Annotated in this window: 28 protein-coding genes and 1 tRNA gene; 17 read left to right on the forward strand and 12 right to left on the reverse strand. The window is 69.2% G+C overall.

What is annotated here, in order from left to right; all coding sequences use genetic code 11:
- Positions 1-122 precede the first annotated feature (122 nt).
- From mtgA to AKJ13_RS06530, 3 genes are all read left to right on the forward strand, one after another.
- Positions 123-785, forward strand: coding sequence for a monofunctional biosynthetic peptidoglycan transglycosylase (mtgA, locus tag AKJ13_RS06525; RefSeq protein WP_200905596.1), 663 nt, complete (start codon positions 123-125; stop codon positions 783-785).
- Between the two features lie 180 nt (positions 786-965).
- On the forward strand, positions 966-1,499 hold the full coding sequence (locus tag AKJ13_RS31295) for a hypothetical protein (RefSeq protein ID WP_144426197.1): 534 nt from the start codon (positions 966-968) through the stop codon (positions 1,497-1,499).
- A gap of 63 nt (positions 1,500-1,562) precedes the next feature.
- Positions 1,563-2,183, forward strand: a complete 621-nt coding sequence (locus tag AKJ13_RS06530; protein ID WP_200905597.1) for a hypothetical protein — start codon at positions 1,563-1,565, stop codon at positions 2,181-2,183.
- A gap of 21 nt (positions 2,184-2,204) precedes the next feature.
- Here the strand turns inward: AKJ13_RS06530 and AKJ13_RS06535 are convergent, their stop codons facing one another.
- Positions 2,205-3,443 carry an argininosuccinate synthase gene (locus AKJ13_RS06535; RefSeq protein ID WP_050732630.1) on the reverse strand — a complete coding sequence of 413 codons (1,239 nt, stop codon included), beginning with the start codon at positions 3,441-3,443 and terminating at the stop codon, positions 2,205-2,207.
- A 204-nt stretch (positions 3,444-3,647) separates the two neighbouring features.
- Here AKJ13_RS06535 and AKJ13_RS06540 point away from each other — a divergent pair, with 204 nt between their 5' ends.
- From AKJ13_RS06540 to AKJ13_RS06570, 7 genes are all read left to right on the forward strand, one after another.
- Positions 3,648-4,274: a 2-hydroxychromene-2-carboxylate isomerase gene (locus AKJ13_RS06540; RefSeq protein ID WP_007566558.1), complete on the forward strand. Its 627-nt coding sequence runs from the start codon at positions 3,648-3,650 to the stop codon at positions 4,272-4,274.
- 93 nt (positions 4,275-4,367) lie between these two features.
- Positions 4,368-5,060, forward strand: coding sequence for a DsbA family protein (locus AKJ13_RS06545; protein ID WP_050732768.1), 693 nt, complete (start codon positions 4,368-4,370; stop codon positions 5,058-5,060).
- 216 nt (positions 5,061-5,276) lie between these two features.
- Positions 5,277-5,849, forward strand: a complete 573-nt coding sequence (locus tag AKJ13_RS06550) for a F0F1 ATP synthase subunit delta (protein ID WP_050732631.1) — start codon at positions 5,277-5,279, stop codon at positions 5,847-5,849.
- Positions 5,850-5,904: 55 nt separating this feature from the next.
- The gene (gene atpA, locus AKJ13_RS06555; RefSeq protein ID WP_007566553.1) at positions 5,905-7,440 is read left to right on the forward strand and encodes a F0F1 ATP synthase subunit alpha; all 1,536 of its coding nucleotides are present in this window, start codon (positions 5,905-5,907) and stop codon (positions 7,438-7,440) included.
- Between the two features lie 162 nt (positions 7,441-7,602).
- On the forward strand, positions 7,603-8,493 hold the full coding sequence (locus AKJ13_RS06560) for a F0F1 ATP synthase subunit gamma (RefSeq protein WP_050732632.1): 891 nt from the start codon (positions 7,603-7,605) through the stop codon (positions 8,491-8,493).
- Positions 8,494-8,535: 42 nt separating this feature from the next.
- Entirely contained in the window at positions 8,536-9,993 is a 1,458-nt protein-coding gene (atpD, locus tag AKJ13_RS06565) for a F0F1 ATP synthase subunit beta (protein WP_007566551.1), read from the forward strand.
- Positions 9,994-10,141: 148 nt separating this feature from the next.
- Positions 10,142-10,543, forward strand: coding sequence for a F0F1 ATP synthase subunit epsilon (locus AKJ13_RS06570; protein WP_050732633.1), 402 nt, complete (start codon positions 10,142-10,144; stop codon positions 10,541-10,543).
- A gap of 4 nt (positions 10,544-10,547) precedes the next feature.
- Here the strand turns inward: AKJ13_RS06570 and AKJ13_RS06575 are convergent, their stop codons facing one another.
- The 7 genes from AKJ13_RS06575 to hrpB all read right to left on the reverse strand — a co-directional run bounded on the left by AKJ13_RS06575 (position 10,548) and on the right by hrpB (position 17,721).
- Complete coding sequence (locus AKJ13_RS06575) at positions 10,548-11,789, reverse strand: CCA tRNA nucleotidyltransferase (RefSeq protein WP_050732634.1); 1,242 nt, start codon at positions 11,787-11,789, stop codon at positions 10,548-10,550.
- Positions 11,786-12,043, reverse strand: a complete 258-nt coding sequence (locus tag AKJ13_RS06580; protein ID WP_050732635.1) for a DUF6111 family protein — start codon at positions 12,041-12,043, stop codon at positions 11,786-11,788. Before AKJ13_RS06580 ends, AKJ13_RS06575 begins: the two co-directional genes overlap by 4 nt.
- A gap of 14 nt (positions 12,044-12,057) precedes the next feature.
- Positions 12,058-12,717, reverse strand: coding sequence for a CoA pyrophosphatase (locus tag AKJ13_RS06585; RefSeq protein ID WP_050732636.1), 660 nt, complete (start codon positions 12,715-12,717; stop codon positions 12,058-12,060).
- The gene (locus tag AKJ13_RS06590) at positions 12,714-13,298 is read right to left on the reverse strand and encodes a DUF1285 domain-containing protein (RefSeq protein ID WP_050732637.1); all 585 of its coding nucleotides are present in this window, start codon (positions 13,296-13,298) and stop codon (positions 12,714-12,716) included. The genes AKJ13_RS06585 and AKJ13_RS06590 overlap by 4 nt, the downstream gene beginning before the upstream one ends.
- 207 nt (positions 13,299-13,505) lie before the next feature.
- Positions 13,506-14,657, reverse strand: a complete 1,152-nt coding sequence (locus AKJ13_RS06595; protein ID WP_244471536.1) for an SMP-30/gluconolactonase/LRE family protein — start codon at positions 14,655-14,657, stop codon at positions 13,506-13,508.
- A 138-nt stretch (positions 14,658-14,795) separates the two neighbouring features.
- Positions 14,796-15,221, reverse strand: a complete 426-nt coding sequence (locus tag AKJ13_RS06600) for a PaaI family thioesterase (RefSeq protein WP_050732638.1) — start codon at positions 15,219-15,221, stop codon at positions 14,796-14,798.
- A gap of 46 nt (positions 15,222-15,267) precedes the next feature.
- Positions 15,268-17,721, reverse strand: a complete 2,454-nt coding sequence (gene hrpB / locus AKJ13_RS06605) for an ATP-dependent helicase HrpB (RefSeq protein WP_050732639.1) — start codon at positions 17,719-17,721, stop codon at positions 15,268-15,270.
- A gap of 254 nt (positions 17,722-17,975) precedes the next feature.
- On the opposite strand from hrpB, the gene AKJ13_RS06610 reads away from it, so the two are divergent.
- The 3 genes from AKJ13_RS06610 (at position 17,976) to AKJ13_RS06620 (ending at position 19,658) form a co-directional block, all read left to right on the forward strand.
- Complete coding sequence (locus AKJ13_RS06610) at positions 17,976-18,209, forward strand: hypothetical protein (RefSeq protein ID WP_050732640.1); 234 nt, start codon at positions 17,976-17,978, stop codon at positions 18,207-18,209.
- Between the two features lie 107 nt (positions 18,210-18,316).
- Positions 18,317-18,703: a hypothetical protein gene (locus AKJ13_RS06615; protein WP_050732641.1), complete on the forward strand. Its 387-nt coding sequence runs from the start codon at positions 18,317-18,319 to the stop codon at positions 18,701-18,703.
- A 238-nt stretch (positions 18,704-18,941) separates the two neighbouring features.
- Entirely contained in the window at positions 18,942-19,658 is a 717-nt protein-coding gene (locus AKJ13_RS06620) for a YoaK family protein (RefSeq protein ID WP_050732642.1), read from the forward strand.
- Positions 19,659-19,670: 12 nt separating this feature from the next.
- Here AKJ13_RS06620 and AKJ13_RS06625 read toward each other — a convergent pair whose 3' ends face one another.
- The 4 genes from AKJ13_RS06625 to AKJ13_RS06640 all read right to left on the reverse strand — a co-directional run bounded on the left by AKJ13_RS06625 (position 19,671) and on the right by AKJ13_RS06640 (position 21,883).
- Complete coding sequence (locus tag AKJ13_RS06625) at positions 19,671-19,919, reverse strand: hypothetical protein (RefSeq protein WP_050732643.1); 249 nt, start codon at positions 19,917-19,919, stop codon at positions 19,671-19,673.
- 377 nt (positions 19,920-20,296) lie between these two features.
- Positions 20,297-20,383, reverse strand: a tRNA-Leu gene (locus AKJ13_RS06630).
- 34 nt (positions 20,384-20,417) lie between these two features.
- Positions 20,418-21,614 carry an FAD-dependent monooxygenase gene (locus tag AKJ13_RS06635; protein ID WP_050732644.1) on the reverse strand — a complete coding sequence of 399 codons (1,197 nt, stop codon included), beginning with the start codon at positions 21,612-21,614 and terminating at the stop codon, positions 20,418-20,420.
- Between the two features lie 11 nt (positions 21,615-21,625).
- Positions 21,626-21,883 (reverse strand): zinc-finger domain-containing protein, encoded by a 258-nt coding sequence (locus AKJ13_RS06640; protein ID WP_050732645.1) that lies wholly within the window; start codon positions 21,881-21,883, stop codon positions 21,626-21,628.
- A gap of 215 nt (positions 21,884-22,098) precedes the next feature.
- Here AKJ13_RS06640 and map point away from each other — a divergent pair, with 215 nt between their 5' ends.
- From map to AKJ13_RS06660, 4 genes are all read left to right on the forward strand, one after another.
- A complete protein-coding gene (gene map, locus AKJ13_RS06645) occupies positions 22,099-22,926 on the forward strand; it encodes a type I methionyl aminopeptidase (RefSeq protein WP_050732646.1) in 828 nt (275 codons plus the stop codon).
- 6 nt (positions 22,927-22,932) lie between these two features.
- Positions 22,933-23,673: a DNA repair protein RadC gene (radC, locus tag AKJ13_RS06650; RefSeq protein WP_050732647.1), complete on the forward strand. Its 741-nt coding sequence runs from the start codon at positions 22,933-22,935 to the stop codon at positions 23,671-23,673.
- 97 nt (positions 23,674-23,770) lie between these two features.
- Positions 23,771-25,210: a circularly permuted type 2 ATP-grasp protein gene (locus AKJ13_RS06655; protein WP_050732648.1), complete on the forward strand. Its 1,440-nt coding sequence runs from the start codon at positions 23,771-23,773 to the stop codon at positions 25,208-25,210.
- Positions 25,211-25,269: 59 nt separating this feature from the next.
- Positions 25,270-26,217, forward strand: coding sequence for an alpha-E domain-containing protein (locus AKJ13_RS06660; protein WP_007567743.1), 948 nt, complete (start codon positions 25,270-25,272; stop codon positions 26,215-26,217).
- The last annotated feature ends 29 nt before the right edge of the window (positions 26,218-26,246 follow it).

Consider the following 26,246-nt stretch of genomic DNA (forward strand, 5'->3'; position numbering starts at 1 on the left):
CTTTGCGCGGAGATGAAATCAAGTACGACCGAACCGGACCCAGGCGGATCGCGGCGTCGCGCGCCGTCTCGCGAGACGGGCCACGCGACCTGCCGCGCGCTCGCCCGAGGCGCTCCCGCCGTGTGCGCCGGCTCGTGGGAGCGCTGCTGCTGCTGCCCGCCCTCGGTTTCATCTTCACGCTCACGCTGGCGCTCGTCTATAGCGCGGTGACGCCGCCGTCGACTCTGATGCTCGGACGGTGGTTGACGCTCCAGCCGGTGAGCCGGGATCCGGTGCCGCTGGCGGCGATCGCGTCGGTCCTGCCGCAGGCCGTGATCGCCTCGGAGGACCAGCGCTTCTGCCTGGATTACGGCGTCGATTTCGGGGCGATCCGCGAGGTCGTGGAGGACGAGGATTCGCCGAGCCGGGGCGCCTCGACCATCGCCATGCAGACCGTGAAGAACGTCTTCCTGTGGCCGGGCCGGTCCTACATCCGCAAGGCCTTCGAGATCCCGCTCGCGCTGGCCCTCGATGCCCTCTGGGGCAAGCGGCGGATGATGGAGATCTATCTCAACATCGCCGAGTGGGGCGACGGCATCTACGGCGCCCAGGCGGCGAGCCGGCACTGGTTCGGCAAGGATGCGAGCCGGCTGACCCGGGGCGAGGCCGCCCTCCTGGCCGCCGTCCTGCCGAACCCGATCACCCGCAGCGCCGGCCGCCCCTCCCCCGGGGTCCGCCGCCGGGCCGCGCAGATCCAGGCGATGATGGGACAGATCGAGGGCCTCACGGGTTGCCTGCGGCAGTGACGTGTCGCGCTCACTCCCCGGGGGCTGCTCGCTGGCGCTCCGGATCGATGCGAGCATGCGCCGGCGCACGAGGCCGCTCACGGGGCGGATCACGAGCCAGTAGAGCGTGAATTTCAGCCGGGCGGCGCCGCTGGGACAGTCGATCCGCGTCTCGGTGACCAATTCGGTTCGGCCATCCGGGTGACGCCGGGTGGCAAAGGCCAGCGCGAGCTTGGCGACGTCATCCGCCGCGAATGCCCGGAACGCTGCGCCGTCCGCCACCGGCTCCAGCCCGTAATCCGGACGCCAGAACCGTCCGACCAGCCCGTAGACGATCTCGTCCGCGCTCCGGCGGAGCAGGGTGAAATCGTCGAAGCCGAACGGCGCGCGCGGCCCGTCCGGTCTGCCGAGGAGGCGCGTCGGAAACTCGCGCAGGCCGATCACCGCCCGGAAGAACCGATCCGAGTCCGGGCGATAGGCGATGACGCTGTCGAGGATCGCGGCAGGCTCGGCCGCGATCAGGCAGGCATGCGTCTCGTGGAATTGATAGGCCGGAAGGTATCGGTCGAGGAGGCGCATGCTGCGGGCATGCGCCGTCCCGCTGCCCCGTTCGGGCCGATTAGGCCGCACCGTCATACGATCGGATCGATCATGAGCGTCCCCGAATCGCGGCATCCGAACCTGATGCAGGTTGATCGGACGGCACGCGGACGCAAGGGCTGGTCACGGCGGTAGCAGGCACCGAATCGGCTCTGTAAGAGGGGCGCCAGAGCCGCGATATTCCGGGACCGAATGACAATGACCGACGCCGTCTACGACCTCACCCTCGAGCGCATCGCCTTGATCCGCCGGATGGTGGTCGCCTGGAACGGCGCCGAGCCCGGCGCGCCGATGATCCACCCGGAGGCGCCCTACGGCAGCCTGGACCGGGACGGCGACATCGCCAACGTGACGGGGGACGATGACGGCGCCGAGGAGGAGCACCGGGCGCTGGAGGATGGGCTCGCCGTGTTTTCGCAGAACGCCCGGCTGAAGCCCGGCCGCTACCAGTACCACAACCCGCTGGCAAAGCTGGATTGCGCGGCGATCACCGACGTGTTCCGGGATTCCACCACGGGCGAGACCCCGGAGCACATCACCTTCGCGGTGACGGAGGAGCATCTCGCGTTGATCCCGCGGCTCAACCACGTCTGGGACGCAGATCACGGGGTGCCGCGGATCGACCCGGAGCGGCCCTACGGCGGAGCTGAGCCCTACACGCTCGACATGGGCCGGCATCTCGGCGGCAGCACCGACCCGGAGAGCCTGGTCCGGCTTCACCGCGAGATGCAGCCGGCCTTCCAGATCTTCCTGCGCTACGCCGATCTCGGGCCCGGCACCTTCCGCCGGAACACCGCGTCGGTGTGGGAGCCCGCCTGAGCGCGGGCCCCGGGGGGACGCTCAGGCGTCCCGCTTCTTGCGCTGCGCCAGGGTGCGCAGCCGCAGCGCGTTCAGCTTGATGAAGCCCGCTGCGTCGCGGTGATCGTACGCCACGGCGCCTTCCTCGAAGGTCACCAGGTCCTGGTCGTAGAGCGAGTGGGGGCTCTCGCGGCCGATCACGTGCACGCCGCCCTTGTAGAGCTTCAGCCGCACCGTACCGGTGACCTTCTCCTGGCTCTTGTCGATCAGCGCCTGGATCATCTCGCGCTCGGGCGAGAACCAGAAACCGTTATAGATCAGCTCCGCGTATTGCGGCATCAGCTGGTCCTTGAGGTGGGCCGCGCCGCGATCCAGCGTGATCGACTCGATCGCCCGGTGGGCGGGCAGCAGGATCGTGCCGCCCGGGGTCTCGTACATGCCGCGGCTCTTCATGCCGACGAATCGGTTCTCGACGAGGTCGAGCCGGCCGATACCGTTGTCATGGCCGAGCTGGTTGAGCTTGGCCAGCAGGCGCGCGGGCGAGAGCTTTTCGCCGTCGATCGAGACCGCATCACCCTTCTCGAAGCCGATGGTGATGATGGTCGGCGTGTCCGGCGCCTGCTCCGGCGAGATCGTCCGCGAGAAGACGTAGTCGGGCACCTCGACGGCCGGATCCTCCAGCACCTTGCCCTCCGAGGAGGCGTGCAGGAGGTTTGCGTCCACCGAGAACGGGCTCTCGCCGCGCTTGTCCTTGGCGATCGGGATCTGGTGCTGCTCGGCGAACGCGATCAGCTGTTCGCGGGAGCGCAGGTCCCATTCCCGCCAGGGCGCGATCACCGTCACGTCGGGCTTGAGCGCGTAGTAGCCGAGCTCGAACCGGACCTGGTCGTTGCCCTTGCCGGTGGCGCCGTGGCAGACCGCGTCGGCCCCGACCCTCTCGGCGATCTCGATCTGCTTCTTGGCAATCAGCGGCCGCGCGATCGAGGTGCCGAGCAGATACACGCCCTCGTAGACGGCGTTGGCCCGGAACATCGGGAACACGTAATCCCGCACGAACTCCTCGCGCAGGTCCTCGATGTAGATGTTCTCGGGTTTGATGCCGAGCAGCTCCGCCTTGCGGCGGGCCGGCTCCAGCTCCTCGCCCTGGCCGAGATCGGCCGTGAAGGTGATGACCTCGCAGCCATAGGTGGTCTGCAGCCACTTCAGGATGATCGATGTGTCGAGGCCGCCGGAATAGGCCAGAACGACCTTCTTCACGGAGCTCTTCGCGGGATCGGACATGCTGGTTCCGGAACTGGTGCAGGGTGTCGGCGGCTTATCGCGGGTGTCATCGGCCTGCAACCGGCGTGCCGCCTCGCGCGTAGCCTGTTGCCGGACGATCGACAGCGTTTCGCCTCATGACGGCCTTGCGGCTGTGTGAGTCACGGCGCGGCGTGGGCATTGCCTGATCACCGCAGCACGAAGAGCATCGGAGAAGCGAAGTCCATGGCGCGCCAGCCCACCCTGGAGTTCTGGTACGAATTCGCCTCCTCGTATTCCTATCTGGCGGCGATGCGGATCGAGGCGGCCGCGGAGGCGGCAGGCGTCGCCGTGCGCTGGCGGCCGTTCCTGGTCGGCCCGCTCTTCGCCTCGCAGGGCTGGACGACCTCGCCGTTCAATCTCTACCCGGCCAAGGGCAAGAATATGTGGCGCGACGTGGAGCGCGAGGCCGCCCGCCTCGGCCTGCCGCCGCTCACTCGGCCGGCGCAGTTCCCCCAGAACAGCCTGAGCGCGGTGCGGGCGGCGATCTACGGCCACGATCAGGACTGGCTGGTGCCTTTCTCGAAGGCGGTCTTCACCGCAAGCTTCGCCGAGGGGCGTTCGATCGCGGAGCCCGCCGCCGTGGTCGAAATCCTCGATTCACTCGGGCTCGACGGCACCCAGACCGTGCGCGCCGCCGCCGGCGAGGCCAACAAGACCCGGCTTCGGGTCGCCGTCGAGGAGGCCCGCTCCCGGGGCATCTACGGCGCCCCGACCTTCCTGGCCGATGACGGCGAGCTATTCTGGGGCAACGACCGCCTGGAACAGGCCCTGGCCTGGGCGGTGGGCGACCGTCCCGCCGGCATCCGGTAGGGCGGCGTTCACGGACTCGCGCCATCACGGCGGCGCGCATCCGCCTTGCGGCCCCGCCTCGGCCCGAAATCCCTCCCGTCCCGGACGATGTTCATGGTGCTGACCCGTCGTAACCTTATCGCTGCCGCTGCCGGTGCCTCCATCGGAGCTGGGCTCGGACAGGCCGCCGCCCAATCCTACGGCCAGCGCGTTGCGGTGACGGGCGATGACGGCAGGCCGGTCGCGAACTCGATCCTGCCGGGGGAGATCACCGGTCAGATCCCGGCGCTGCGCGGCGTCACCTATGCCGGCCCGCGCGAGGCCCAGACCACCCTGTACGAGTTCTTCGACTTCAACTGCCCCTACTGCCGCAAGGCCGCCGCCGACGTCGTGGCCCTACACGAATCCGATCCGGACCTGCGCGTCGGCCTCGTCAACAATCCGATCCTCTCTCCGCAATCCGCCCAGGCCGCGAAGGTGATGCTGGCGGTCCAGCGCAAGCTTGGTTCGGCCGCCGCCTGGACCTTCTACCGCACGCTTCTGGGGAAACCCGGACGCATCGACGGGCCCGGCGCCCTCACGGCCGCAGCGGCGCTCGGCATCCCGCAGGCGGAGGTCGAGGAGATCGCCGACAGCGAGGAGGTCCGGCAGGCCCTCAAGAGCCAGATGCGGATGGCGGCCGATCTCGGCCTCTACGCGACGCCCTCCTACGTCCTGGGCAACAGCGGCATCCTCGGCCATCCCGGCGCCAACGCCATGGCGAAGATGATCGCCAGCACCCGGCGGTGCGATCGGCTGGCCTGCTGAGGCCGGCTGCGTCACACTTCCGCCGCCGTATCGCGCAGAGCCGCGCCGGTCCGTGTTGCGTGCGGCTATGCTGGCATGCTAGGCGGTCGCCGCGCCACAAGGGCTGGTTCTCTACCCTTCCCGCTGCTGGCGCGATCCCACGTCCCGAACGAGATCCGCACCGCGTTCCCGGCCGGAGCGCGCGGATCGGGCGGGCAACAGAGAAGAGAGCGACGGGTGGCGCAGAACGGTTCCGAGGCTGGTCCCCTGGTCGCAGGCGTGGCGGGCCGGTACGCTTCCGCCCTTTTCGAGCTCGCGCGTGACGAGCGCCAGGTCGACGCGGTCGCCGAGGCCCTCAATCAATTTGATGCCCTGCTGAAGGAGAGCGCGGACCTGCGCCGCCTCGTCCGCAGCCCGGCTTTCACCCCCGTGGAACAGACCGCCGCCATCGGCGCCGTTCTCGACCGTGCGGGGATCGGTGGTCTCGCCGGAAACTTCATCCGCCTCGCGGCCTCGAATCGGCGCCTGTTCGCCCTGCCGGGCATGATCAGGGCCTTCCGGTCGCTGGTTCAGGACTCGAAGGGCGTGGTGCGCGCCGAGGTGCGGGTGGCCGAACGGCCGTCCGACGCGTTGGTCGAAGAGATCAAGGCGTCGCTGCGCGACATCGCTAAGGCCGATGTCGATCTCGACCTGGTCGTCGATCCGAGTCTGATCGGCGGCCTCGTCGTCCGGATGGGCTCGCGGATGATCGACGCGTCCCTGAAGACCAAGCTCAACGGTATCCGCCTCGCGATGCGGACCGCGCAGTAAGCGCGCCCCATCCGATCCGAACATGCACTGACGATTTAGCGACAGAGGCCCGAGTATGGACATCCGCGCCGCCGAGATCTCCGCGATCCTGAAGGACCAGATCAAGAACTTCGGCGAAGAGGCCGAGGTCTCCGAGGTCGGGCAGGTCTTGTCCGTCGGTGACGGCATCGCCCGTGCCTACGGCCTCGACAATGTCCAGGCCGGTGAGATGGTCGAGTTCGAGTCGGGTGTGCGCGGCATGGCGCTCAACCTCGAACAGGACAACGTCGGCATTGTGATCTTCGGCTCCGACCGCGAGATCAAGGAAGGCCAGACCGTCAAGCGCACCGGCGCCATCGTGGACGTGCCGGTCGGCAAGGGCCTGCTCGGCCGCGTGGTCGACGGCCTCGGCAACCCGATCGACGGCAAGGGCCCGATTCAGTCCACCGAGCGTCGGCGGGTCGACGTGAAGGCGCCGGGCATCATCCCGCGCAAGTCGGTGCATGAGCCGATGGCCACGGGCCTGAAGGCGATCGACGCCCTGATCCCGGTCGGCCGCGGCCAGCGCGAGCTGATCATCGGTGACCGTCAGACCGGCAAGACCGCCATTGCCCTCGACACGATCCTCAACCAGAAGCCCGGCCATGCCGCGGGCGGGGACGAGAAGTCCAAGCTCTACTGCATCTACGTCGCCATCGGTCAGAAGCGCTCCACGGTCGCGCAGTTCGTGAAGGTGCTCGAGGACCAGGGCGCCCTGGAATACTCGATCGTCATCGCGGCCACCGCCTCGGACGCTGCGCCGATGCAGTTCATCGCGCCCTTCGCCGGCTGCGCCATGGGTGAGTATTTCCGCGACAACGGCATGCACGCCGTGATCGTGTACGACGATCTGTCCAAGCAGGCTGTGGCCTACCGCCAGATGTCGCTGCTGCTGCGCCGCCCGCCGGGCCGCGAGGCGTATCCGGGTGACGTGTTCTACCTCCACAGCCGCCTCCTCGAGCGCGCCGCCAAGATGGGCGACGCCGCCGGCAACGGCTCGCTGACCGCGCTGCCGGTCATTGAGACCCAGGCCAACGACGTCTCGGCCTACATCCCGACCAACGTGATCTCGATCACCGACGGCCAGATCTTCCTTGAGACCGACCTGTTCTACCAGGGCATCCGCCCGGCGGTGAACGTCGGCCTCTCGGTGTCGCGGGTGGGCTCCTCGGCCCAGACCAAGGCGATGAAAAAGGTCGCCGGCAAGATCAAGGGCGAGCTGGCGCAGTACCGGGAGATGGCGGCCTTCGCGCAGTTCGGCTCGGACCTTGACGCCTCGACCCAGCAGCTCCTCAACCGCGGCTCGCGGCTCACCGAACTCCTGAAGCAGCCGCAATTCTCGCCGCTGAAGATGGAAGAGCAGGTCGCCGTGATCTATGCCGGCGTGAACGGCTACCTGGACAAGCTTCCCGTGAGCAAGATCCGCGCTTTCGAGGACAGCCTGCTCAGCACGCTGCGCACGAAGCACCAGGATCTGCTCAGCGCCATCGCCACCTCGAAGGACCTGTCGGACGAGAGCGCCGGCAAGCTGAAGAGCGTGGTCGAGGGCGTGGCCAAGTCGATCGGCGCCTGATCAAACGCTGACCCTTGTGACCTCCCCGCCTCCGGTGGGGAGGGTTGGGGGTGGCGCCGGTGCTGATTGCACCATCGGCCGCCAGACCCGGCACAACCCCCACCTTCGGCTCCTCCCCGCATGGGGGAGGAGAGGCCCTGGAATGGATCTGGACGCGGCCCGATGGCGAGTTTGAAGGACCTGCGCAACCGCATCACCTCGGTGAAGGCGACGCAGAAGATCACCAAGGCCATGCAGATGGTCGCCGCCGCCAAGCTGCGCCGCGCGCAGATGGCCGCCGAAGCCGGCCGTCCCTTCGCGGAGAAGATGGCTCAGGTGCTCGGCAACCTCGCGGGCAATCTCGTCGGTGGCGTCGGCGCCCCGAAGCTCCTTTCGGGCACCGGCGCCGAGCAGACCCACCTCCTGGTGGTCTGTACCGGCGATCGCGGCCTGTGCGGCGCGTTCAACTCCTCGATCGTCCGCCTGGCGGTCCGGGAATACATCCAGAAGCTCACCGCCGAGGGCAAGACCGTCAAGATCATGACGGTCGGCAAGAAGGGCAACGACCAGCTGCGTCGCCTCTACCGCGACCAGATCGTCGAGAGCATGGATATTCGCGGCAATCGCCCGGTCGATTACGAGTTCGCCGCCGAGATCGCCAACAAGATCCTGACCCGCTTCGAGGCCGGCGAGTTCGACGTTGCGACCCTGTTCTATTCCGAGTTCCGGTCGGTGATCTCGCAGATCCCCACTGCGCAGCGCCTGATCCCGGCGGAGCTGCCGGTGGCCGACACTGCGGTCAAAAACGCCAACGGCAACGCCGCCCTGGAATTCGAGCCGTCCGAAGAGGCGATCCTGGAGACGCTGCTGCCGAAGAACCTCACCGTGCAGGTCTATCGGGCGCTTCTGGAGAACGCCGCATCCGAGCAGGGTGCGCGCATGAGCGCCATGGACTCGGCCACCCGCAATGCGGGCGAGATGATCAAGAAGCAGACGCTGATCTACAACCGTACGCGTCAGGCCATGATCACCAAAGAACTCATCGAGATCATCTCGGGCGCGGAAGCTCTCTGAGGCTCCGCGACCTGAACGCACAGCTTGAAGGGTAGGTTTACGATGGCGAACACCGCAATCCCCGGCGCCGGCTCCAACAAGGTCGGCAAGATCACCCAGGTCATCGGCCCCGTGGTCGACGTGCAGTTCGACGGGCATCTGCCCGAGATCCTGAACGCCCTGGAGACCAAGAACAACGGCGCCCGCCTCGTCCTCGAGGTCGCTCAGCAGCTCGGTGAGAGCACCGTCCGCTGCATCGCCATGGATACGTCCGAGGGCCTGACTCGCGGCCAGGAGTGCACGGATACCGGCGAGCCGATCAAGGTCCCGGTGGGCATGAACACGCTGGGCCGCATCATGAACGTGATCGGCGAGCCGATCGACGAGGCCGGTCCGGTCGTGTGCGAGACCTACCGCGCCATCCACCAGCCGGCCCCGTCCTACGCCGACCAGTCCACCGAGGCTCAGATCCTGGTCACGGGCATCAAGGTCGTCGACCTGCTCGCCCCCTACGCCAAGGGCGGCAAGATCGGCCTGTTCGGCGGTGCCGGCGTCGGCAAGACCGTGCTGATCATGGAGCTGATCAACAACATCGCGAAGGTGCACTCCGGCTACTCCGTCTTCGCCGGCGTCGGCGAGCGGACCCGTGAGGGCAACGATCTCTACCACGAGATGATCGAGTCCAAAGTGAACCTGGACCCGAAGGAGAATAACGGCTCGGCCGAGGGCTCCAAGTGCGCCCTGGTCTACGGCCAGATGAACGAGTCGCCGGGTGCCCGCTCGCGCGTCGCGCTGACCGGCCTGACCATCGCGGAGCAGTTCCGCGACGAGGGCCAGGACGTGCTGTTCTTCGTGGACAACATCTTCCGCTTCACCCAGGCGGGTTCCGAGGTGTCGGCGCTTCTCGGGCGCATCCCCTCGGCGGTGGGCTACCAGCCGACGCTGGCCACCGACATGGGCGCCCTTCAGGAGCGCATCACCACCACCACCAAGGGCTCGATCACCTCGGTGCAGGCCATCTACGTGCCGGCCGACGATCTGACCGACCCGGCGCCGGCTGCCTCGTTCGCCCACCTCGACGCCACGACCGTGCTGTCGCGCTCGATCGCCGAGAAGGGCATCTACCCGGCGGTGGATCCGCTGGACTCGACCTCGCGCATGCTGTCGCCGGCGATCCTCGGCGAGGAGCATTACGACGTGGCCCGCCGCGTCCAGCAGACGCTGCAGCGCTACAAGGCGCTCCAGGACATCATCGCGATCCTGGGCATGGACGAGCTGTCCGAGGAGGATAAGCTCACTGTCGCCCGCGCCCGCAAGATCGAGCGCTTCTTCTCGCAGCCCTTCTCGGTCGCCGAGGTGTTCACCGGCTCGCCGGGCGTGCAGGTGCCGCTGGAAGACACCATCAAGGGCTTCAAGGGCCTTGTGAACGGCGATTACGACGACCTGCCCGAGGCCGCCTTCTACATGGTCGGCACGATCGAGCAGGCCCAGGAGAAGGCCAAGAAGCTGAAGGCCGCCTAAGGCCGGTATCCCCTCCCCGGTTGCGGGGAGGGGTCGGGGTGGGGTGGCGGCATCGGCGATCTTCGTCGGCGCCGTCCGTACCGCCCCACCTCCAGCTCCGCCCCGCGATGGGGCGGAGAGCGTGTTGCGGTTCCGGGATCGTCCTGAGATGGCCACCTTCCACTTCGATTTCGTCGGCCCCGAGCGGACGCTGTATTCCGGCGAGGTGACGGCCGTTCAGCTGCCCGGCACCGAGGGCGAGATGACCGTGATGCCGGGCCACGCCCCGGTCCTGACCTCCCTGCGGGTCGGCGTCATCGTGATCACCGAGAGCCAGGGCAGCGGCAAGCGGATCTACGTCCGCGGCGGCTTCGCCGATATCGGTCCGACTTCTGTGACGGTGCTAGCCGAGCGCGCCGCACCGATCGAGGAGCTGACGCATGAATCCCTCGACCGCGACATCGAGGCGGCCGAGCTGCAGCGCGACGCCACCGAAGACCTGCAGAAGCGCGAGGATCTGAACGGCCAGATCGTCCAGCTCCAAGAGACGAAGGCGCTGCTGAAGCTCTGATCGGTCACGCGCGCGCGCTCACGAGCGCGCGCTGCAGCAGCGTCGCCCGCATCTCGGCGTCCATCGGGCAACCAAGTTCCAACCAGAGTGACCGGGCCGCGGCCAATCCGCGGCCGATGGCGGGACCGGCCGGTAGGCCGGCCGCCACGAGATCCGCCCCCGCCAGGGGGAAGCTCGGCGCACTGCCCTCCCCGCTCAGAGCCTGCAGCGAAAGCTCGGCGTCCTCCGTCAGGATCGGCCGGGGCTCGCCGGACAGGATCGCGAGCGTCTCTCTGAGTAACGGCAGCCCGTGTTCTGCGGCCAGCGCGCGCGCGGCCGGTGCGTCGATCCCGGCGCGGCCGTGAAGGTCTGCCAGCGCATCCGCATAGCCGGTCAGCAGCGCGTATTCCTGCTTCGACAGACGAAGTCGCTCACGCAGCCGATCGGCATCCTGGCGGCTCTCGACCGAGAGCGCGGCGAGACGCATCACCGGCGAGAGTGCGGCGGCGCTGGCTCGTTCCAGGCGACCGCGTTCGGCGACGCCGCCCGTGATCCGCTGGAGCAACCCCGTGGCACTCAGCGTTCCAACCATCGGCACCCCGCCGGGGGCGGTCAGGAGTTTGAGGAACTCGGCCCGGACACGCTCGCGGGATAGCCGATCCAGGGCGTCGCGCGCAGCGATACAGGCGGCGAGCGCCGCCGCATCCGGCGGGCCGGCGCCGAAGCGGGCATGGAAGCGAAAGAAGCGCAGGATCCGCAAGGCATCCTCGCGGATGCGGGTTTCGGGATCGCCGATGAAGCGGACCCGTCCGGCCGCCAGGTCGGGCAGGCCACCGACCGTGTCGTACAGGCGCCCGTCGGCCCCGAGGGAGAGCGCGTTGACGGTGAAGTCGCGCCGCTCGGCATCCCGGGCGAAATCACCGCCGAACCGTACCACGGCGTGCCGGCCATCGGTCTCGACATCCTCGCGCAGGGTCGTGACCTCGATCGGTCCATCTCCGGTGACCAGCGTCACGGTGCCGTGTTCGATCCCGGTCGGCACGGCCTTGAGGCCCGGTACCCCGCGGGCGGCGTCCATCACTGCATCCGGCAGCAGCGTGGTCGCGAGGTCGATATCGGCGGATGGATTGCCGAGCAGCGCATCGCGCACGCAGCCGCCGACCAAGCGGGTCTCGGCGCCCTTTGCGTCCAGAGCGGCCAGCGCCCGGCGCACGCCCGGCTGGTCCAGGAGGGCCGCCAGCCCGCCGTGATCGAGCGCGTGGGTCACTTGAAGCCGCCCGGTACAAGGCGGCCGTTCTCCATGTGGGGCGGCACGTACCCGCCGGCCCGGCGTTCGGAGAACAAGCCCTCGTAGATCAGCGTGCCGATTACGATGGCGAGGCCGGTGAGCACGAGGCGGAGGAGGTGCGGATCCCAATGCACCCGGCGGAGCGGATTGCGGCCGACCAGCACCAAGTAGATTGTGAACACCGCGAAGGGGATGAGGAAGAGGCCGAACTCTTCGATGAGGCGGCGCAGCATGATTGTCGGTAACCTTATCCCGCGGGGTGCGTGCTGGTTTCCGGGTAGAGGCGCTCCCGGAGGTTGTTCAGGATTCCGGCCGTGACCCCCCAGATGAGGCGGTCTTCGAAGGTCAGGGCATAGTACCGGCGGGTGCGTCCCTGCCAGACCCGCACCTCTAGGACGTAGCGCTCCCGATCCATCAGAACCGGCAGCGGCACCTCGAACACGTCCGCCACCTCGGATGGGTTCGGCGTGAAGGCGGCGTCGTCCGGCACGATGCCTATCACCGGTGTCACCAGGAACCCGGTGCCGGACAGGTAGGGGTCGAGATAGCCGAGCAGGCGCACGCTTTCGGGCGCGAGCCCGATCTCCTCATGGGCTTCCCGCAGGGCCGCATCCGCCGGTCCGGGATCGGCGGGGTCGATCTTGCCACCGGGCAGCGCGACCTGCCCGGAATGATCGCGGAGATTGGCCGCACGCTGGGTCAGCACCAGCTGGGGACCGCTGGCCCGGAACACCACCGGCACCAGCACGGCGGCCCGCCGATGCGGGGGTGGCGGGATCACGGCGCTGCCGTCCGGGTCGAGGCTGTGATCGCCGCGGGGATTCGAGGTCGGGTCGTCCGGGCCCGGTGGGTCCGGCGACAGGTGGGACGCGGCGCGGGCGAGGAAATCGGCGCGCGTGTCGCTCACGCGGCCTCGGCCGGGGCGATGGTGTGGAAGATGCCACCGGCCCAGAGGCCGAGCCACGGCCGCCCGTCGATCACGCGCTCCTCGGCGAGGTCGACCAGATCGTAGGTGAGCGCCCGGGTTACCCGGGCCCAGAGCCGACGGCGGACATGGAGATAGGGCTTCAACGCCCCGTCCTGGCCCTGCTCGAAGCGCAAGGCATGTTCGGAATCGACGCTCACCAGGTCGTCGACATTGGTTCGAAACGAGATTCGCCGGTCCTCCCCTTCGCCGTCGACCGCCATCTCGACGGCCACGAAGGCGGCATCCTCCACGGTAATGCCGACGCTCTCCACCGGGGTGACCAGCAGGACCCGCCCGTCCGGCTCGCGACGCAGGATCGAGGCGAACAGCTTGACCAGCTTCTCCCGGCGGATCGGGGAACCGTTGTGGTGCCAGGTCCCGTCCGCGGCGATGCGGATGTCGATGGGGCCGCAATAGGGCGGATCCCACTTGTCGACCGGCGGCAGCCCACGCTTGGGCAGGTCGCCCAGGGCGGCGCTCAGGCGGGCCAAGGTCGGGTCGGGGGCGGGATCCTCGCTCATGCCCGTTACAGATAGCGCTTCAGCGGCCTCGCAACCACGGTTGGATTGTGACGTGTCGCACCTGTTCGCTGCCTTCACCGCCGCAGCGCGCGCAGGCCGGCTAGACGGATGTCCTCCTCCCGGTCCTCGTGCTTGAGGAGCTTGGGTTGGAAGGAGGCCCCGAAAGGCCTTCCGACAGCGAAGGCCTGCCCGACCCGCCCTCCCCGTTCAGGCCGGTCCCGCCCCCTGCGTGTTCACGTAGACCGCGTAGAGCGACTGGCTTGCGGTCATGAACAGGCGGTTGCGCTTCGGGCCGCCGAAGGTGAGGTTGCCGCAGACCTCGGGCAGGCGGATCCGACCGATCAGCTTGCCCTGCGGGTTCCACACCGTGACGCCGTTGTAACCGACGGCGCGGCCCGCGTTGCTCGCCACCCAAAGGTTGCCTTCGACATCGGTGCGCATCCCGTCGGGGCCGCATTTCACGCCGTCGACGACGCAGTCCGAGAATAGCCGCCGGTTCGACAAGCTGGCGCCGGTCCCGACGTCGAAAGCGTAGATCTCACCTTTGCCGCCGGGGCCGGTATCGCCCGGGCCCTTGCCGGTGGAGGAGAGATAGAGCGTCTTGTGATCGGGCGAGAAGCACAGGCCGTTCGGGTTCGGCACCTGCGCGTCGGTCAGGACCTGATCGACCCGGCCGGTGGAATCGATCCGGTAGAGCGCGTTGGGAAGCGCGCGCTTGCTGGTCCGGAGGCCGGCCGGCTGGCCGAGCCGCGGGTTGAGATGGCCCTGCGGGTTCGAGGGGCCGCCCGCCTCGTCCGGCGTCCCCTCGTACAGAAGGCCGCCATAGGGCGGATCGGTGAACCAGTAGGATCCGTCGGCGTGCTGCTCGACGTCGTTGGGGGAATTGAACGGCTTGCCGTCGAACTGGTCGGCCAGGATCGTGGCAGAGCCGTCGAGCTCGTAGCGCACCACGCGGCGGGTGATGTGCTCGCAGGAGATCTGGCGGCCCTGGCGGTCGAAGCTGTTGCCGTTCGAGTTGTTGCTGTGGCTGCGGAACACGCCGACATGGCCGTCCTCCTCAAGCCACCGCATCTGCCGGCCGTTCGGGATGTCGGACCAAATCAGGAAGCGGCCCAGGCTGTTCCAGGCCGGCCCTTCCGCCCAGAGCGCGCCGGTCCAGAGGCGGCGGATCGCGCTGTTGGGGACGATGTAACGCTCGAAGGACGGATCGACCGTGATCACGTCCGGATCGTTGAAATAGGTGGTCGGCGACGCGCCGGGACGGAAGTCCCGCGGCGGGTTGGTCACCGTGCTCGGCGGTTCCGGCTGGCCGAAGGCGTTCGTGGCGGAAGCCAGAGCAGCGCCGGCGCCGACAAGCATTGCGCGCCGGGACGGCAATGCCAGCACAGTCTTGATTGCATCAACCTGCGGCTGCCGCATGACGTTCCCCCCGTGTGCCGACCGTTTGTCGATCTCGATCTTAGCGATCGCGGCATTATGGCGTGGAACGTCTGCCGATCAACCGGGCTTGCGCCGCAGGATCTTCCAGACGCCGTCCGCCGACGCCACGAGGCGCGTTCCCTCCCGGACATCGCCGCGCATGAACACCAGGGAGCCGGTGCGCTTGACCAGCTGGGGATGCACCACGATCCAGTCGCCGAGGCGTCCGACATCGATGAACTTCATCTCGAGCTGGATCGTCACGCAGTTCGCACCGTCCGCTGCCCGCATCGCGGTCTCGCCCAGCGCACGGTCGGCGAAGCTCATCAGCATGCCGCCATGGACCACGCCGATCAGGTTGGCGTGCTTCTGCTCGGCCCGGAACGCGTAGGCGCCGTCCGCGGCTCGGACATGCAGGGGGCCGACATGGGCGATGAACCCGTGGTCCTCCACCTCCGCCCAGCCCTCGGATGCCGGATCGAACGTCTTCGGGTCGGTCGTCATCGCGTCGCGTCCGTCCTGTGCTTGAGAGGGTCGATGCCCCACGGACTTACGTCCCGCGCGGCTTGGCGCGCCGGGTCGGCGCCTCGGCCAGCGGGTCCTCCGGCCAGGGGTGGCGCAGGTAGCGCCCGCGCATCTCCGCCCGCACCGCCGCCCAGGAACCGCGCCAGAAGCCCGGGAGATCCCGGGTGATCTGGATCGGGCGGTGCGCCGGCGACAGCAGGTGCAGGACGAGGGGGCGGCCGCCCGCGGTCGGGTGCCGGTCGAGGCCGAACAATTCCTGGACCCGGACGGCCAGGACCGGCTCGGCCTCGGTGTAATCGACCGGGATGCGCGAGCCGGTCGGCACCTCGACATGGGTCGGCGCGGCGGCGTCGAGACGGCCGCGCAGCTGCCAGGGCAGAAGGTTCTGCAGGGCGCCGGCGAGGTCGTCCGGGGTGATCGCCGCCAGGGCGTTGCGCCCGACGAGAGCCGGTGCCAGCCAGGTTTCGGCGCTCTCGGCGAGGGCGGCGTCCGACAGGTCCGGCCAATTCCCGCCCTCCGCGGCGCGCAGGAACTGCACGCGGGCGCGCCATTGCGACAGGCCCGGGGTCCAGGGCAGGCGGTCGAGGCCGAGGCCGACGATGCCGCGGGCCAGGATCGCTGCGGACTCCACGTCGGCCGGGACCGGCAACGGCCGCTCGCCGAGATTGACCGCGCCCAGACGCCGGACCGCCCGGGCCCGCAGGGCGGCGGCCTGCGGATCGAAGGTCACCTCGGTGCGGGCCTCGATCCGGTCGGCGAACAGCCGTTCGATTGCCTCGGCCCCGATTGTGGCGGCCGCTAGGATGCGCGCATTGCCGGCGGCGCCCGCGAGGTCGGCGATCACCAGATAGGTCTCCCGGGCGAGCGGGCTCGCCGGGTCGAGACGGCCGGCGCGTCCACTGGCCATCACGAACTCGCCCTCCCGGCCCCGGGCCCGGGCGACCCGGTCCGGATAGGCCAGAGCCAGCAGCGGGCCAGCCGCTTCCCGGTCGTCCTGCTGGGCGCCCCCGGCGATCCGCCCCCAGTTCTCGGCCAGGCGACGCATATCTGCGGCCCGGCCGCTCCGGTCCCGGCGGAAGCGCTCCACCCGCTCGTCGAGATCGATGCCGTCGCCGCCGAGCCCGCGCTCGACCAGCACCGCCGCCAGGTCGGCGGCGGCCCGCGCCTGGCCCGTCCCGGCCGCCACCGTCACCATCCGGGCCAGCCGCGGCGGCAGTGGCAGGGCGCGCAGTTTCGTGCCGATCTCGGTGAGCCGCCCGTCGGAATCGAGCGCCCCGAGGGCGCCGAGCATGGCGCGGGCCTCCATGAGTGCGGCCGCAGGGGGCGGGTCGAGGAAGTTGAGCGTGCGCGGGTCGGTGACGCCCCAGGCGGCGCAGTCGAGCAGCAGCCCGGCGAGGTCCGCCGACAGGATCTCGGGCCGGGTGAACGGTTCGAGCGCGTTGGTGCCGGCCTCGGACCAGAGCCGCCAGCACAGGCCCGGCTCCGTCCGCCCGGCGCGGCCGCGGCGCTGGTCCACCGTGGCGCGCGACGCCCGGGCGGTCACCAGCCGAGTCAGGCCGAGCCCCGGCTCGTAGACCGGTACCCGCGCCAGACCGGAATCGACCACGATCCGCACGCCCTCGATGGTCAGGGAGGTCTCGGCGATGCTGGTGGCGAGCACGACCTTGCGGGTGCCCGGCGGCGGCGGCGCGACGGCGCGGTCCTGCTCGGCCGGGGTCAGCGCGCCGTAGAGCGGGGCGAGCTGGACCTCCGGCCCGACCTTGTCGGCCAGGAGATCGTGGGTCCGGCGGATCTCGGCCTGTCCGGGCAGGAACACCAGCACTGAGCCCGGATCCGCCCGCAGCGCCCGCAGGGTCGCCTCGGCGACTGAATCCTCGATCCGCCGGTTCGGGTCGCGGTCGACATAGCGGGTCTCCACCGGGAAGGCCCGGCCCTCGGAGGCCACGACCGGGGCATCGCCCAGCAGCCGCGCGACCCGGGCCCCGTCCAGGGTCGCCGACATGACCAGGATGCGCAGATCCTCGCGCAACCCGCCCTGCGCATCGCACGCGAAGGCCAGGCCGAGATCGGCGTCTAGGGAGCGCTCGTGGAATTCGTCGAACAGGACCGCGCCGACGCCGGCGAGCTCCGGATCTTCGAGGATCATGCGCGTGAACACGCCCTCGGTGACCACCTCGATCCGGGTCTTCGCCGAGATCTTCGACCCGAGTCGGACCCGCAGGCCGACCGTGCCGCCGACCGCCTCGCCGAGAGTCTGCGCCATCCGGGCGGCGGCGGCCCGGGCCGCCAGGCGGCGCGGCTCCAGCAGGATGATCTTTTTCGCGCCCAGCCAGGGCGCGTCGAGCAGGTCCAAGGGGACGCGCGTGGTCTTGCCGGCGCCGGGGGGCGCCACCAGCACGGCGGCGTTCCGGGCGGCGAGCGCGCTGCGCAATCCGGGAAGCGCCGCCTCGATCGGTAGTGCGGGTGTTGGGCCGGCCATCACCTCCGCTGATGGCCCGGTCGGAGCCGAGGCGCAACCATCCCGCCGACGGGGGGGCACGCGATTCTCCGGGATGGGATGCGCAGGCCTGACGGGCTGCCGTGAACACTCCTATCCACAGCCCGCCGGCAGCCGGATCCCCGTTATCCACAGGGTAAGCGTGCGGTCGCGATGGGGTGGCCATACCCGTCGAGGAAACGTTAACCCTTCTACCGTGTTCTCTCTTCGTTCCGGCAGCAACGAAGGAGATCCCGATGCTGACCCAGGCCCTCGCCGCGCAGAAGGACCATGCCTGCCCGGTCGACGCGATCAGCCGCGCCTATCTCGGCTTCGCCGACGGCGACGCGGGCATCGCGCTCCGCTGCGCCATCGCCGACGCCCTGTCCGACCTGATGGATGCTGAGCGGCGTACCCGCGAGCGCGGTCGTCTGATCTCGCGCGGATATATCCGGGAAGCCCTAGCGCCCGCCGGCTCGGTCGATAGCTGAACAGAAGCTGCAAGCCCACTTCAGCGTCGATGCAGCGAATCCTAGGCATTCTGTCTTCCGTGATCGGGATCGCCCCGGCGGTCCCGCGCTGCATTCGGAGTCAGGTCATGAGACGGATCGCTGTGCTTTCGGCCGCCGCGCTGATCGGCGCGGGGACCCTCGCTTCCACCGCCGCCGAGGCCCGCGGTGGCGGCGCCATCGCGGCGGGCATCATCGGCGGCTTGGCGGCCGGCGCCCTGATCGGCGCTGCGGCCCAGGCCGCCCCCGCCTACAGCCATTCCTACGGCACCCCGTATGACGGCTACGGGCCGACGCCCGTGGTCGTCCGGCCCCGCCCGGTCTACCGCGCCTACGAGGAGGTGGAACCGATCTACGCGACACGACGGGTCGTCACCTACGAGCGCGTGCCGGTCGGCTACGGCCATCGCCGCTGGCGCGACGACTGGGATTGCGACGACGATTACGGCTACCGTCGCCATTACCGCGGCTGGTGAGCCGGTCCGGTTGCGTGGCGGGGGCGTCACGAGATCCGAACGGCGCAGCCTTTTCGCCAGGCTGCGCCGTGTCGTTTCGCCGGGATCCAGAGCCCGCTTTCGTCCGCAGCATTTACGACATCGGGGCACGCCGGGGCCGTGCAGGGCACGGCTGCACCAGAACCGCGTACTCGATCGGAATGGGGTCGGTTACGGTTGCTGGCTCAGTCGGCTTTGATTCTACGGCATCGGCACTTCCATGCTTGTCCATGAAGGCGGGACGCGCACCTTCCAGGCGGATCTCAACCTCTCCTGGTCCTTCGCCGCGGTGGCCGGCGCGCTGAACACCGCCGGCTTCTACGCCGTCGGCTTCTACGCCTCGAACATGACCGGCAATGTGTCGGCAATCTCCGACCGGGCCGGGACCGGCGACCTCATCCTCGCCGCCAAGGCGCTGCTCCTCGTCATCCTGTTCGCGCTGGGCGCTGCGACCTCGACGCTGCTGATCCGTCGGCGCCGCCGCCATGCGCCCTACGGCGCCTATGCCTACAGCATCTGCGCCGAGGCCTGCCTGCTCGTCGCGATCGGTCTGATCGCGCTGCCGCTGGCCGAGCCCGCCCGCGGCGAGGCGCTGGTGTTCGGCCTCAGCTTCGTCCTGGGATTGCAGAACGCCGCGGTGACGAAGATCACCGATTCCCGGGTGCGAACCACTCATGTCACCGGCATGGTCACCGATATCGGCATCGAGCTCGCGCGCTGGCTGGACCGCAAGGCGGGCGATCCCCAGGCCAAGCGGCACGACCCCGCCAAGCTGCGGCTCCACCTGATGACGGTCGGCGCGTTCCTCGGCGGCGGCCTTTTGGGCGTGGTCGCCTATCGCGCGATCGGCGTGGGGCTCCTGTTCGCCGCCGCCGCGATCCTGGCCCTGCTAGCGGTTCCGGCGATCGCCGCCCGCCGCTCGGCCCCGACGGAATGACGGACGCCGCGCTCAGGCCTTGATGTCGAGGAGCTGGCCGCTCATGCGGTCGGCGGTGCGCGCCACCGCGGCGTTCAGCGCGAAGGACGTCCGGGATTCGATCAGGTCGGCGACGGTGCTGGACAAGTCGACCTGCGCGGCGGGCGGCAGCGCCGCATCCCCGACCGGCGCGCCGATCGCCGCGACTTTCTGGGCTGCCGTGCCGAACCGGTCGGTCGCCCGGGTCATACCGGCGGTCGCAATCTGAAGCGCGTCGATCATCGCGGGCTCTCCTCGCGGAGAGCTTGCCACGATAATGCAACGTGGGGGTTTCGCGGACCGCTCAAATGTGAGGGATCCGGGTTGTTTGGCGCTCTGGGCCAGGGTGATGCCCAAATCGCATTGCGGATCCCTCGTCTGTGACGGCTTCGACGGACTAGTATCCCGGCACGCGGGGCCGGATGCGCGAATCTAGATCGAAACGGACCGAATCGATTCGCAGTCTATTTGACTCGTCTGTCTTATCCTCGCCCTCATCCTGAGGCCGCTTCGCAGCACCTCAGGATGAGGGGGCATTGGGATTTGCGTTAATCCAAACCACCGGAAGCGGTCTGGAAGGCGCCGACGCGCATCGGTCGAGCGATCGGGTCTGAGACGCTTGGTGCGGACGGCGGGACTCGAACCCGCACGGCCTTGCGGCCGCAAGATTTTAAGTCTCGTGCGTCTACCGGTTCCGCCACGTCCGCATGGGTCCCTCGGTAGCCGCGCCGGCGCGCGCGATCAAGCGGTGGGCGTCCAGCCGTAGAGCCAGGCGTAGCGGTCACGCATGCCGTCGGGGCCGAGGCGGCGCATCACCACGTTGCGGGCAAAGCCCATCAGGCGGCCGGCATGGTAGGTCCGGCCGTTGGAGCGGGCGGCCCATTGCACCCGCCGCACCCGGGCGGTCCGTTCGGCCGTATACGCGGCGAGCGCGGCGGCGACGTCCGCGTGGTCGGCGAGCGCCCGCCTGAGCACGGCGGCATCCTCGACCGCCAGGGCCGCGCCTTGCGCGAGGTACGGCAGGACCGGGTGCGCCGCGTCGCCGAGCAGCGCCACCCGGCCGGCGGCCAGCGGGCGCGCCACGGCCCGGTCGGCGAGCGACCAGACCAGCCAGGAATCGGGCAGGCCCAGCAGGTCGCGCAGCGGTCCGGCGCAGCCGCGCAGATGCGCGCGCAGCACGGCGGGCTCGCCCAGGCGGCCCCAATCCTCGTCGCCCACCGCCTCGGGTACCACCGCGACGACGTTGAGGAAGCGGCCGCCGCGCACCGGGTAATGCACCACGTGCCGGCCCCGGCCGAGCCAGAGGCCCGTGGCCGGACCCTGGAACGCCTCGGGCACCGCCTCACTGGGAATCAACGCGCGCCAGGCCGCCGCCCGGCCCGGCCTCAGGGGCGCGGCGTCGAGATGGCCGCGCAGGCGCGAGCGCAATCCGTCGGCGCCGATCACGAGGTCGAACGGCAGGGCCTGCGCGCCGCCGCTGCTTTCCGCGGTGAGCACGGCACCGGAATCGGTTTCGGCCAGGCCGGTGATGTCGCGACCCATCATCAGGCGGATCGCTGGGCGGCTGCGCAGGGCGTCGAGCAGCAGGGTCTGCAGGTCGGCCCGGTGGATCACGTAATAGGGTGCGCCGAAGCGCTGATTCGCCGCCGCGCCGAGGCTGACGCCGCCGATCCGGCGGCCGCTGTCGAGGGCGCGGACCTCTACCGCAGGCGGCTCGCTCGCCGCCCGGCGCAGGGCCGCTGACAGGCCGAGATCGGCCAGCACCCGGCTGGCATTCGGGGAGATCTGGATCCCGGCCCCGACTTCGCTGAAGCCGGTGCGGCGCTCGATCACCGTGACGGCGTGGCCGGCATCCGACAGGGCCAGGGCCGCGGTCAGACCGCCGATGCCGGCCCCGACGATCCCGATCTCCAAGGGCGTTCGGCTGTCCGAGGGCAAGGGAGGGGGCGCTACTCCGCGGCGACGGCGGCGGCGTCGTGCCAGACGCAGGCCTGCGGATCGGCCTCGTCGGCCTTCAGGCCGGCGCGGTAGCGATAGAGCGTCGAGCAATACTGGCAGATGATCTCGGTGTCGGCGCCCATGTCGAGGAACACGTGCGGGTGGTCGAACGGCGGCAGCGCGCCGATGCACATGAATTCCTTCACCCCGACCGCGATCACGGGCACGCCCGGCTCGTTGTGGAAGTGCGGTACCGCCTTGCCTGCCATACGGCCCTCGCCTGCCCTGCGCCCGTCCGCTGGGGCGAATCTGCCCGGACGCTCCGGGGCGTCTCGCGCCCGCTTATGCCGCCAGCCCCGCAGCCGGCGCAAGCCTCCCGAGCCGCGCACCCGCGCTCCGCCGGGTGCCGGCGGCTTGGCCTGCCGCGCCCGGCACCGTACATAGGTCCGACAGCCGATTTACGACGCCGCAAAAAGTCTCGACGATGCAACAGGAACAGGCCACCGCGCAGGGCACCCGCCGGGCGCCGGAGCCGCCGATCCACGGCCCGGAGGGATTCGAAGGCATGCGCCGGGCCGGCCGCCTGACCGCCGAGGCCCTGGATGTCCTGATGGAGGCGACCCAGCCCGGCGTCACCACCGAGGAGCTCGACAAGCTCGCCTACGAGTTCGCCATGGATCACGGCGCCTATCCGGCGTCGCTGCTCTACCGCGGCTATCCCAAGTCGATCTGCACCTCGATCAATCACGTCGTCTGCCACGGCATCCCCAACGACAAGCCCCTGCGCGAGGGCGACATCGTCAATCTCGATTGCTGCCTGATCCTCGACGGCTGGCACGGCGATTCGAGCCGGATGGCCTATGTCGGCGAGGTCCCCCGAAAGGCGCAGCGCCTGTGCGAGATCACTTACGAGGCGCTGATGCGCGGCGTCGCGGCGGTGAAGCCGGGCGGCTCGACCAACGATATCGGCCGGGCAATCCAGACCTATGCCGAGAGCGAGCGCTGCTCGGTGGTGCGCGACTTCTGCGGCCACGGCCTCGGGCGGATCTACCACGATGCGCCGACCATCCTGCACTATGTCGAGGCGAGCTACGACGTGCCGCTGAAGCCCGGTCAGTTCTTCACCATCGAGCCGATGATCAATCTCGGCCGTCCGGCCGTGAAGGTGCTGGGCGACGGCTGGACCGCGGTGACGCGGGACCGCTCGCTCTCGGCCCAGTTCGAGCACACGGTGGCGGTGACCGACACGGGCGTCGAGATCTTCACGGTCTCGCCGAAGGGGCTGCATCAGCCCATCAACCTGGCGGCCTGACCGTCCGTGGCGCCGGCCCCGGACGACGGCGCGGCGGGGCTGTTCGAAGACAGCCCCGGGCCCGCCGCCAAGGAGGCGCCGCATTATCACGGCCATCGCGACCGCCTGCGGGAGAAGTTCGCGGCGGCCGGCGGCGACGCCCTGCCGGATTACGAGCTGCTGGAGCTGGTCCTGTTCCGGGCGATTCCCCGCCGGGACGTGAAGCCGCTCGCCAAGGCGCTCGTCGCCCGCTTCGGCAGCTTCGCCGAGGTGCTGAGCGCCGAGCCGGCGCGGCTGATGGAGGTCGAGGGCGTCAGCGCCGGGGCCGCCGGCGATCTGAAGGTGATCGAAGCGGCGGCCCGGCGGCTCACCCGCGGGGCGCTCCGCGAGCGCGACCTCCTCAATTCCTGGGGGGCGCTCCACGATTATCTGCGCACCACCATGGCGTTCGCGCCGCGGGAGGAATTCCGCATCCTGTTCCTCGACAAGCGCAACCACCTCATCGCCGACGAGGTGCAGGGGCGCGGTACCGTCGACCACACGCCGGTCTACCCGCGGGAGGTCGCCCGCCGAGCACTGGAACTCTCGGCGACCGCAATCATCCTGGCGCACAACCATCCCTCCGGAGACCCGGCGCCCTCGGCGACCGACGTGGCGATGACACGGGAGATTGTTTCGGTCCTGGCACCACTGAAAATTGTGGTGCACGACCATGTCATCCTCGGTCGAAACGGACATGCCAGCCTGAAAGGCCTCAAGCTGATCTGATCTTCCTGCCGTCTTGAGCGTTGTCGACCGCGCGTATAGCCCTGTTGGCGGTGGCGCGCCTCTTGCCTGAAGAGCGAGAGCGTGAGGGAGAAGCGGAATGGCGTTGACGGCCTTCGACGAGATGAACGGGATCGTCAACGGTGCCGCCGACCCGGCCGCCGTCCGCGACGCCTACGGCAAGCTGAAGACCTGGCTCGAGACCACGCCGCCCGAGCATTTCAACACCCGAAGGAGCCAGGCCGAGCTGCTGTTCCGCCGGATCGGCATCACCTTCGCGGTCTATGGCGACAACGAATCGACCGAGCGCCTGATCCCCTTCGACATTATCCCGCGGGTGATCACCAAGCCGGAATGGGATTTCCTCGAGCGCGGGCTCAAGCAGCGGGTGACCGCGATCAACCTGTTCCTGAAGGACGTCTACGGCACCCAGGAATGCATCAAGGCCGGCATCATCCCGGCCGACCTCGTCTACCGAAACGCCCATTACCGGATGGAGATGCGCTCGTTCCGGGTGCCCCACGACCTCTACGTCCACGTCGCCGGGATCGACATCGTCCGCACCGGCGAGAAGGATTTTTTCGTCCTTGAGGACAATGCCCGGATCCCGTCCGGCGTCTCCTACATGCTGGAGAACCGGGAGGTGATGCTGCGCCTGTTCCCGGACCTGTTCTCCAAGCACCGGGTCGCCCCGGTGGAGAATTATCCGGACGCGCTGCTTGCGACCCTGCGCAGCCTCGCTCCGGGCTCGGCCACCCGCGACCCGACCGTGGTCCTGCTGACCCCCGGCCGCTACAACTCGGCCTTCTACGAGCACTCGTTCCTGGCGGACAAGCTCGGCGTCGAGCTGGTGGAGGCCTCCGACCTCTTCACGAAGGACGACGTGGTGTACATGCGCACCACCGAGGGCCCGCGCCGGGTCGACGTGATCTACCGCCGCCTCGACGACGATTTCCTGGATCCGCTTGTGTTCCGTCCGGATTCGGTCCTCGGCGTGCCCGGCCTGATGAATGCCTACGAGCGCGGCTCCGTGACATTGGCCAACGCGGTCGGCACCGGCATCTCCGACGACAAGGCGGTCTACAGCTACATGCCGGAGATCGTGAAGTTCTTCACCGGCGAGGAGCCGATCCTGCACAACGTGCCGACCTATCGCTGCCGCGAGAAGGAATCCTTCGCCTACGTGATGGACAACCTGTCCGACCTGGTGGTGAAGGAGGTGAACGGCTCCGGCGGATACGGCATGCTGGTCGGGCCGCATGCGAGCAAGCGCGAGATCGAGGATTTCGCCAAGAAGCTGAAGCACGCCCCCGACGGCTTCATCGCCCAGCCAACCCTGTCGCTCTCGACCTGCCCGACCTTCGTCGCCTCCGGAGTCGCTCCGCGCCACGTCGACCTGCGGCCCTTCGTGCTGTGCGGCGCCGACCAGATCCGCATCGTGCCCGGGGGGCTGACCCGGGTCGCGCTGAAGGAAGGCTCGCTGGTCGTCAATTCCAGCCAGGGCGGTGGTACCAAGGATACCTGGGTGCTCGACGCCTGAGGGAGTCGCCGCTCCACCCCTTCTGACGCGGCGCCTGCCGCCGAGCCGAGTCGCATACCATGCTGTCCAGGACTGCCGACAACCTCTTCTGGCTCTCGCGCTACGTGGAGCGCGCCGACTTCGTCGCGCGCATCCTCGATGCGGCGCATCGCCTGGCCTCGCTGCCGACGAGCTATGGCGGCGGCGAGACCAACGAGTGGGAATCCGCCCTCGCCTCGGCCGGCGACCCCGACCTGTTCAAGCCGCATTACAGCGTGATCAACGCCGATACGGTCTGCGACTTCCTGGCGTTCAGCCCGCACAACCCGTCCTCGATCCGCTCCTGCATCGAGTCGGCCCGCGAGAATGCCCGCTCGGTGCGCACCGCGCTCACCACCGAGATGTGGGACGCGATCAACGGCGCCTGGCTGGAGCTTCGCAACTACAGCGGCAAGGAGCTGAGCCGCGACGAGTTCGGCCGGTTCCTCGACTGGGTGAAGACCGTCTCGCTGACCTTCGACGGCTCGGCCTTCCGCACCATGCTGCGCAACGACGCGTTCTGGTTCACCCGCCTCGGCACGGCGATCGAGCGGGCCGACAACACCGCCCGCATCCTCGACGTGAAATACCAGATCCTGCTGCCGCAGAACGAGACGGTGGGCGGCAGCCTCGACTACTTCCAGTGGACGACGATCCTGCGCGAGGTCTCGGCCTTCAACGCCTATCACTGGGTCTATCGCGAGAGCGTCAAGCCGCTCCTCGTGGCCGACCTGCTGATGCTGAACAAGCAGATGCCGCGCTCGTTTGCCAATTGCTACGGTGTGATCGTTGAGTATCTCGACCTGATCGCCGACGCCTACGGCCGGCGCGGCCCGAGCCAGCGCCTGGCCGGGAATATGCTGGCCAAGCTCGAGAGCGAAGATATCGACCGCGTGTTCAATTCGGGTCTCCACGAATTTGTCGAGGCGTTCATCGCGGAGAACAACAGGGTGGGCGAAGCCATCGCCAAGCAGTATCTGGTCGGCTAGCGGATCGTCCCGGACCTCGGATCCGGGAC

The sequence above is a fragment of the Methylobacterium sp. ARG-1 genome (assembly GCF_001262595.1).
GTDB classification, from domain to species: Bacteria; Pseudomonadota; Alphaproteobacteria; order Rhizobiales; family Beijerinckiaceae; genus Methylobacterium; species Methylobacterium brachiatum.

Excerpts from the sequence above, each read along its gene's own strand:
- AKJ13_RS06530 (WP_200905597.1), top strand. The coding sequence starts at position 1,563 with ATGACCGACGCCGTCTACGACCTCACCCTCGAGCGCATCGCCTTGATC.
- AKJ13_RS06535 (WP_050732630.1), bottom strand. The coding sequence starts at position 3,443 with ATGTCCGATCCCGCGAAGAGCTCCGTGAAGAAGGTCGTTCTGGCCTAT.
- AKJ13_RS06540 (WP_007566558.1), top strand. The coding sequence starts at position 3,648 with ATGGCGCGCCAGCCCACCCTGGAGTTCTGGTACGAATTCGCCTCCTCG.
- AKJ13_RS06545 (WP_050732768.1), top strand. The coding sequence starts at position 4,368 with ATGGTGCTGACCCGTCGTAACCTTATCGCTGCCGCTGCCGGTGCCTCC.
- atpA (WP_007566553.1), top strand. The coding sequence starts at position 5,905 with ATGGACATCCGCGCCGCCGAGATCTCCGCGATCCTGAAGGACCAGATC.
- AKJ13_RS06560 (WP_050732632.1), top strand. The coding sequence starts at position 7,603 with ATGGCGAGTTTGAAGGACCTGCGCAACCGCATCACCTCGGTGAAGGCG.
- atpD (WP_007566551.1), top strand. The coding sequence starts at position 8,536 with ATGGCGAACACCGCAATCCCCGGCGCCGGCTCCAACAAGGTCGGCAAG.
- AKJ13_RS06570 (WP_050732633.1), top strand. The coding sequence starts at position 10,142 with ATGGCCACCTTCCACTTCGATTTCGTCGGCCCCGAGCGGACGCTGTAT.
- AKJ13_RS06580 (WP_050732635.1), bottom strand. The coding sequence starts at position 12,043 with ATGCTGCGCCGCCTCATCGAAGAGTTCGGCCTCTTCCTCATCCCCTTC.
- AKJ13_RS06590 (WP_050732637.1), bottom strand. The coding sequence starts at position 13,298 with ATGAGCGAGGATCCCGCCCCCGACCCGACCTTGGCCCGCCTGAGCGCC.
- AKJ13_RS06595 (WP_244471536.1), bottom strand. The coding sequence starts at position 14,657 with ATGCTTGTCGGCGCCGGCGCTGCTCTGGCTTCCGCCACGAACGCCTTC.
- AKJ13_RS06600 (WP_050732638.1), bottom strand. The coding sequence starts at position 15,221 with ATGACGACCGACCCGAAGACGTTCGATCCGGCATCCGAGGGCTGGGCG.
- hrpB (WP_050732639.1), bottom strand. The coding sequence starts at position 17,721 with ATGGCCGGCCCAACACCCGCACTACCGATCGAGGCGGCGCTTCCCGGA.
- AKJ13_RS06610 (WP_050732640.1), top strand. The coding sequence starts at position 17,976 with ATGCTGACCCAGGCCCTCGCCGCGCAGAAGGACCATGCCTGCCCGGTC.
- AKJ13_RS06615 (WP_050732641.1), top strand. The coding sequence starts at position 18,317 with ATGAGACGGATCGCTGTGCTTTCGGCCGCCGCGCTGATCGGCGCGGGG.
- AKJ13_RS06620 (WP_050732642.1), top strand. The coding sequence starts at position 18,942 with ATGCTTGTCCATGAAGGCGGGACGCGCACCTTCCAGGCGGATCTCAAC.
- AKJ13_RS06625 (WP_050732643.1), bottom strand. The coding sequence starts at position 19,919 with ATGATCGACGCGCTTCAGATTGCGACCGCCGGTATGACCCGGGCGACC.
- AKJ13_RS06640 (WP_050732645.1), bottom strand. The coding sequence starts at position 21,883 with ATGGCAGGCAAGGCGGTACCGCACTTCCACAACGAGCCGGGCGTGCCC.
- map (WP_050732646.1), top strand. The coding sequence starts at position 22,099 with ATGCAACAGGAACAGGCCACCGCGCAGGGCACCCGCCGGGCGCCGGAG.
- AKJ13_RS06655 (WP_050732648.1), top strand. The coding sequence starts at position 23,771 with ATGGCGTTGACGGCCTTCGACGAGATGAACGGGATCGTCAACGGTGCC.
- AKJ13_RS06660 (WP_007567743.1), top strand. The coding sequence starts at position 25,270 with ATGCTGTCCAGGACTGCCGACAACCTCTTCTGGCTCTCGCGCTACGTG.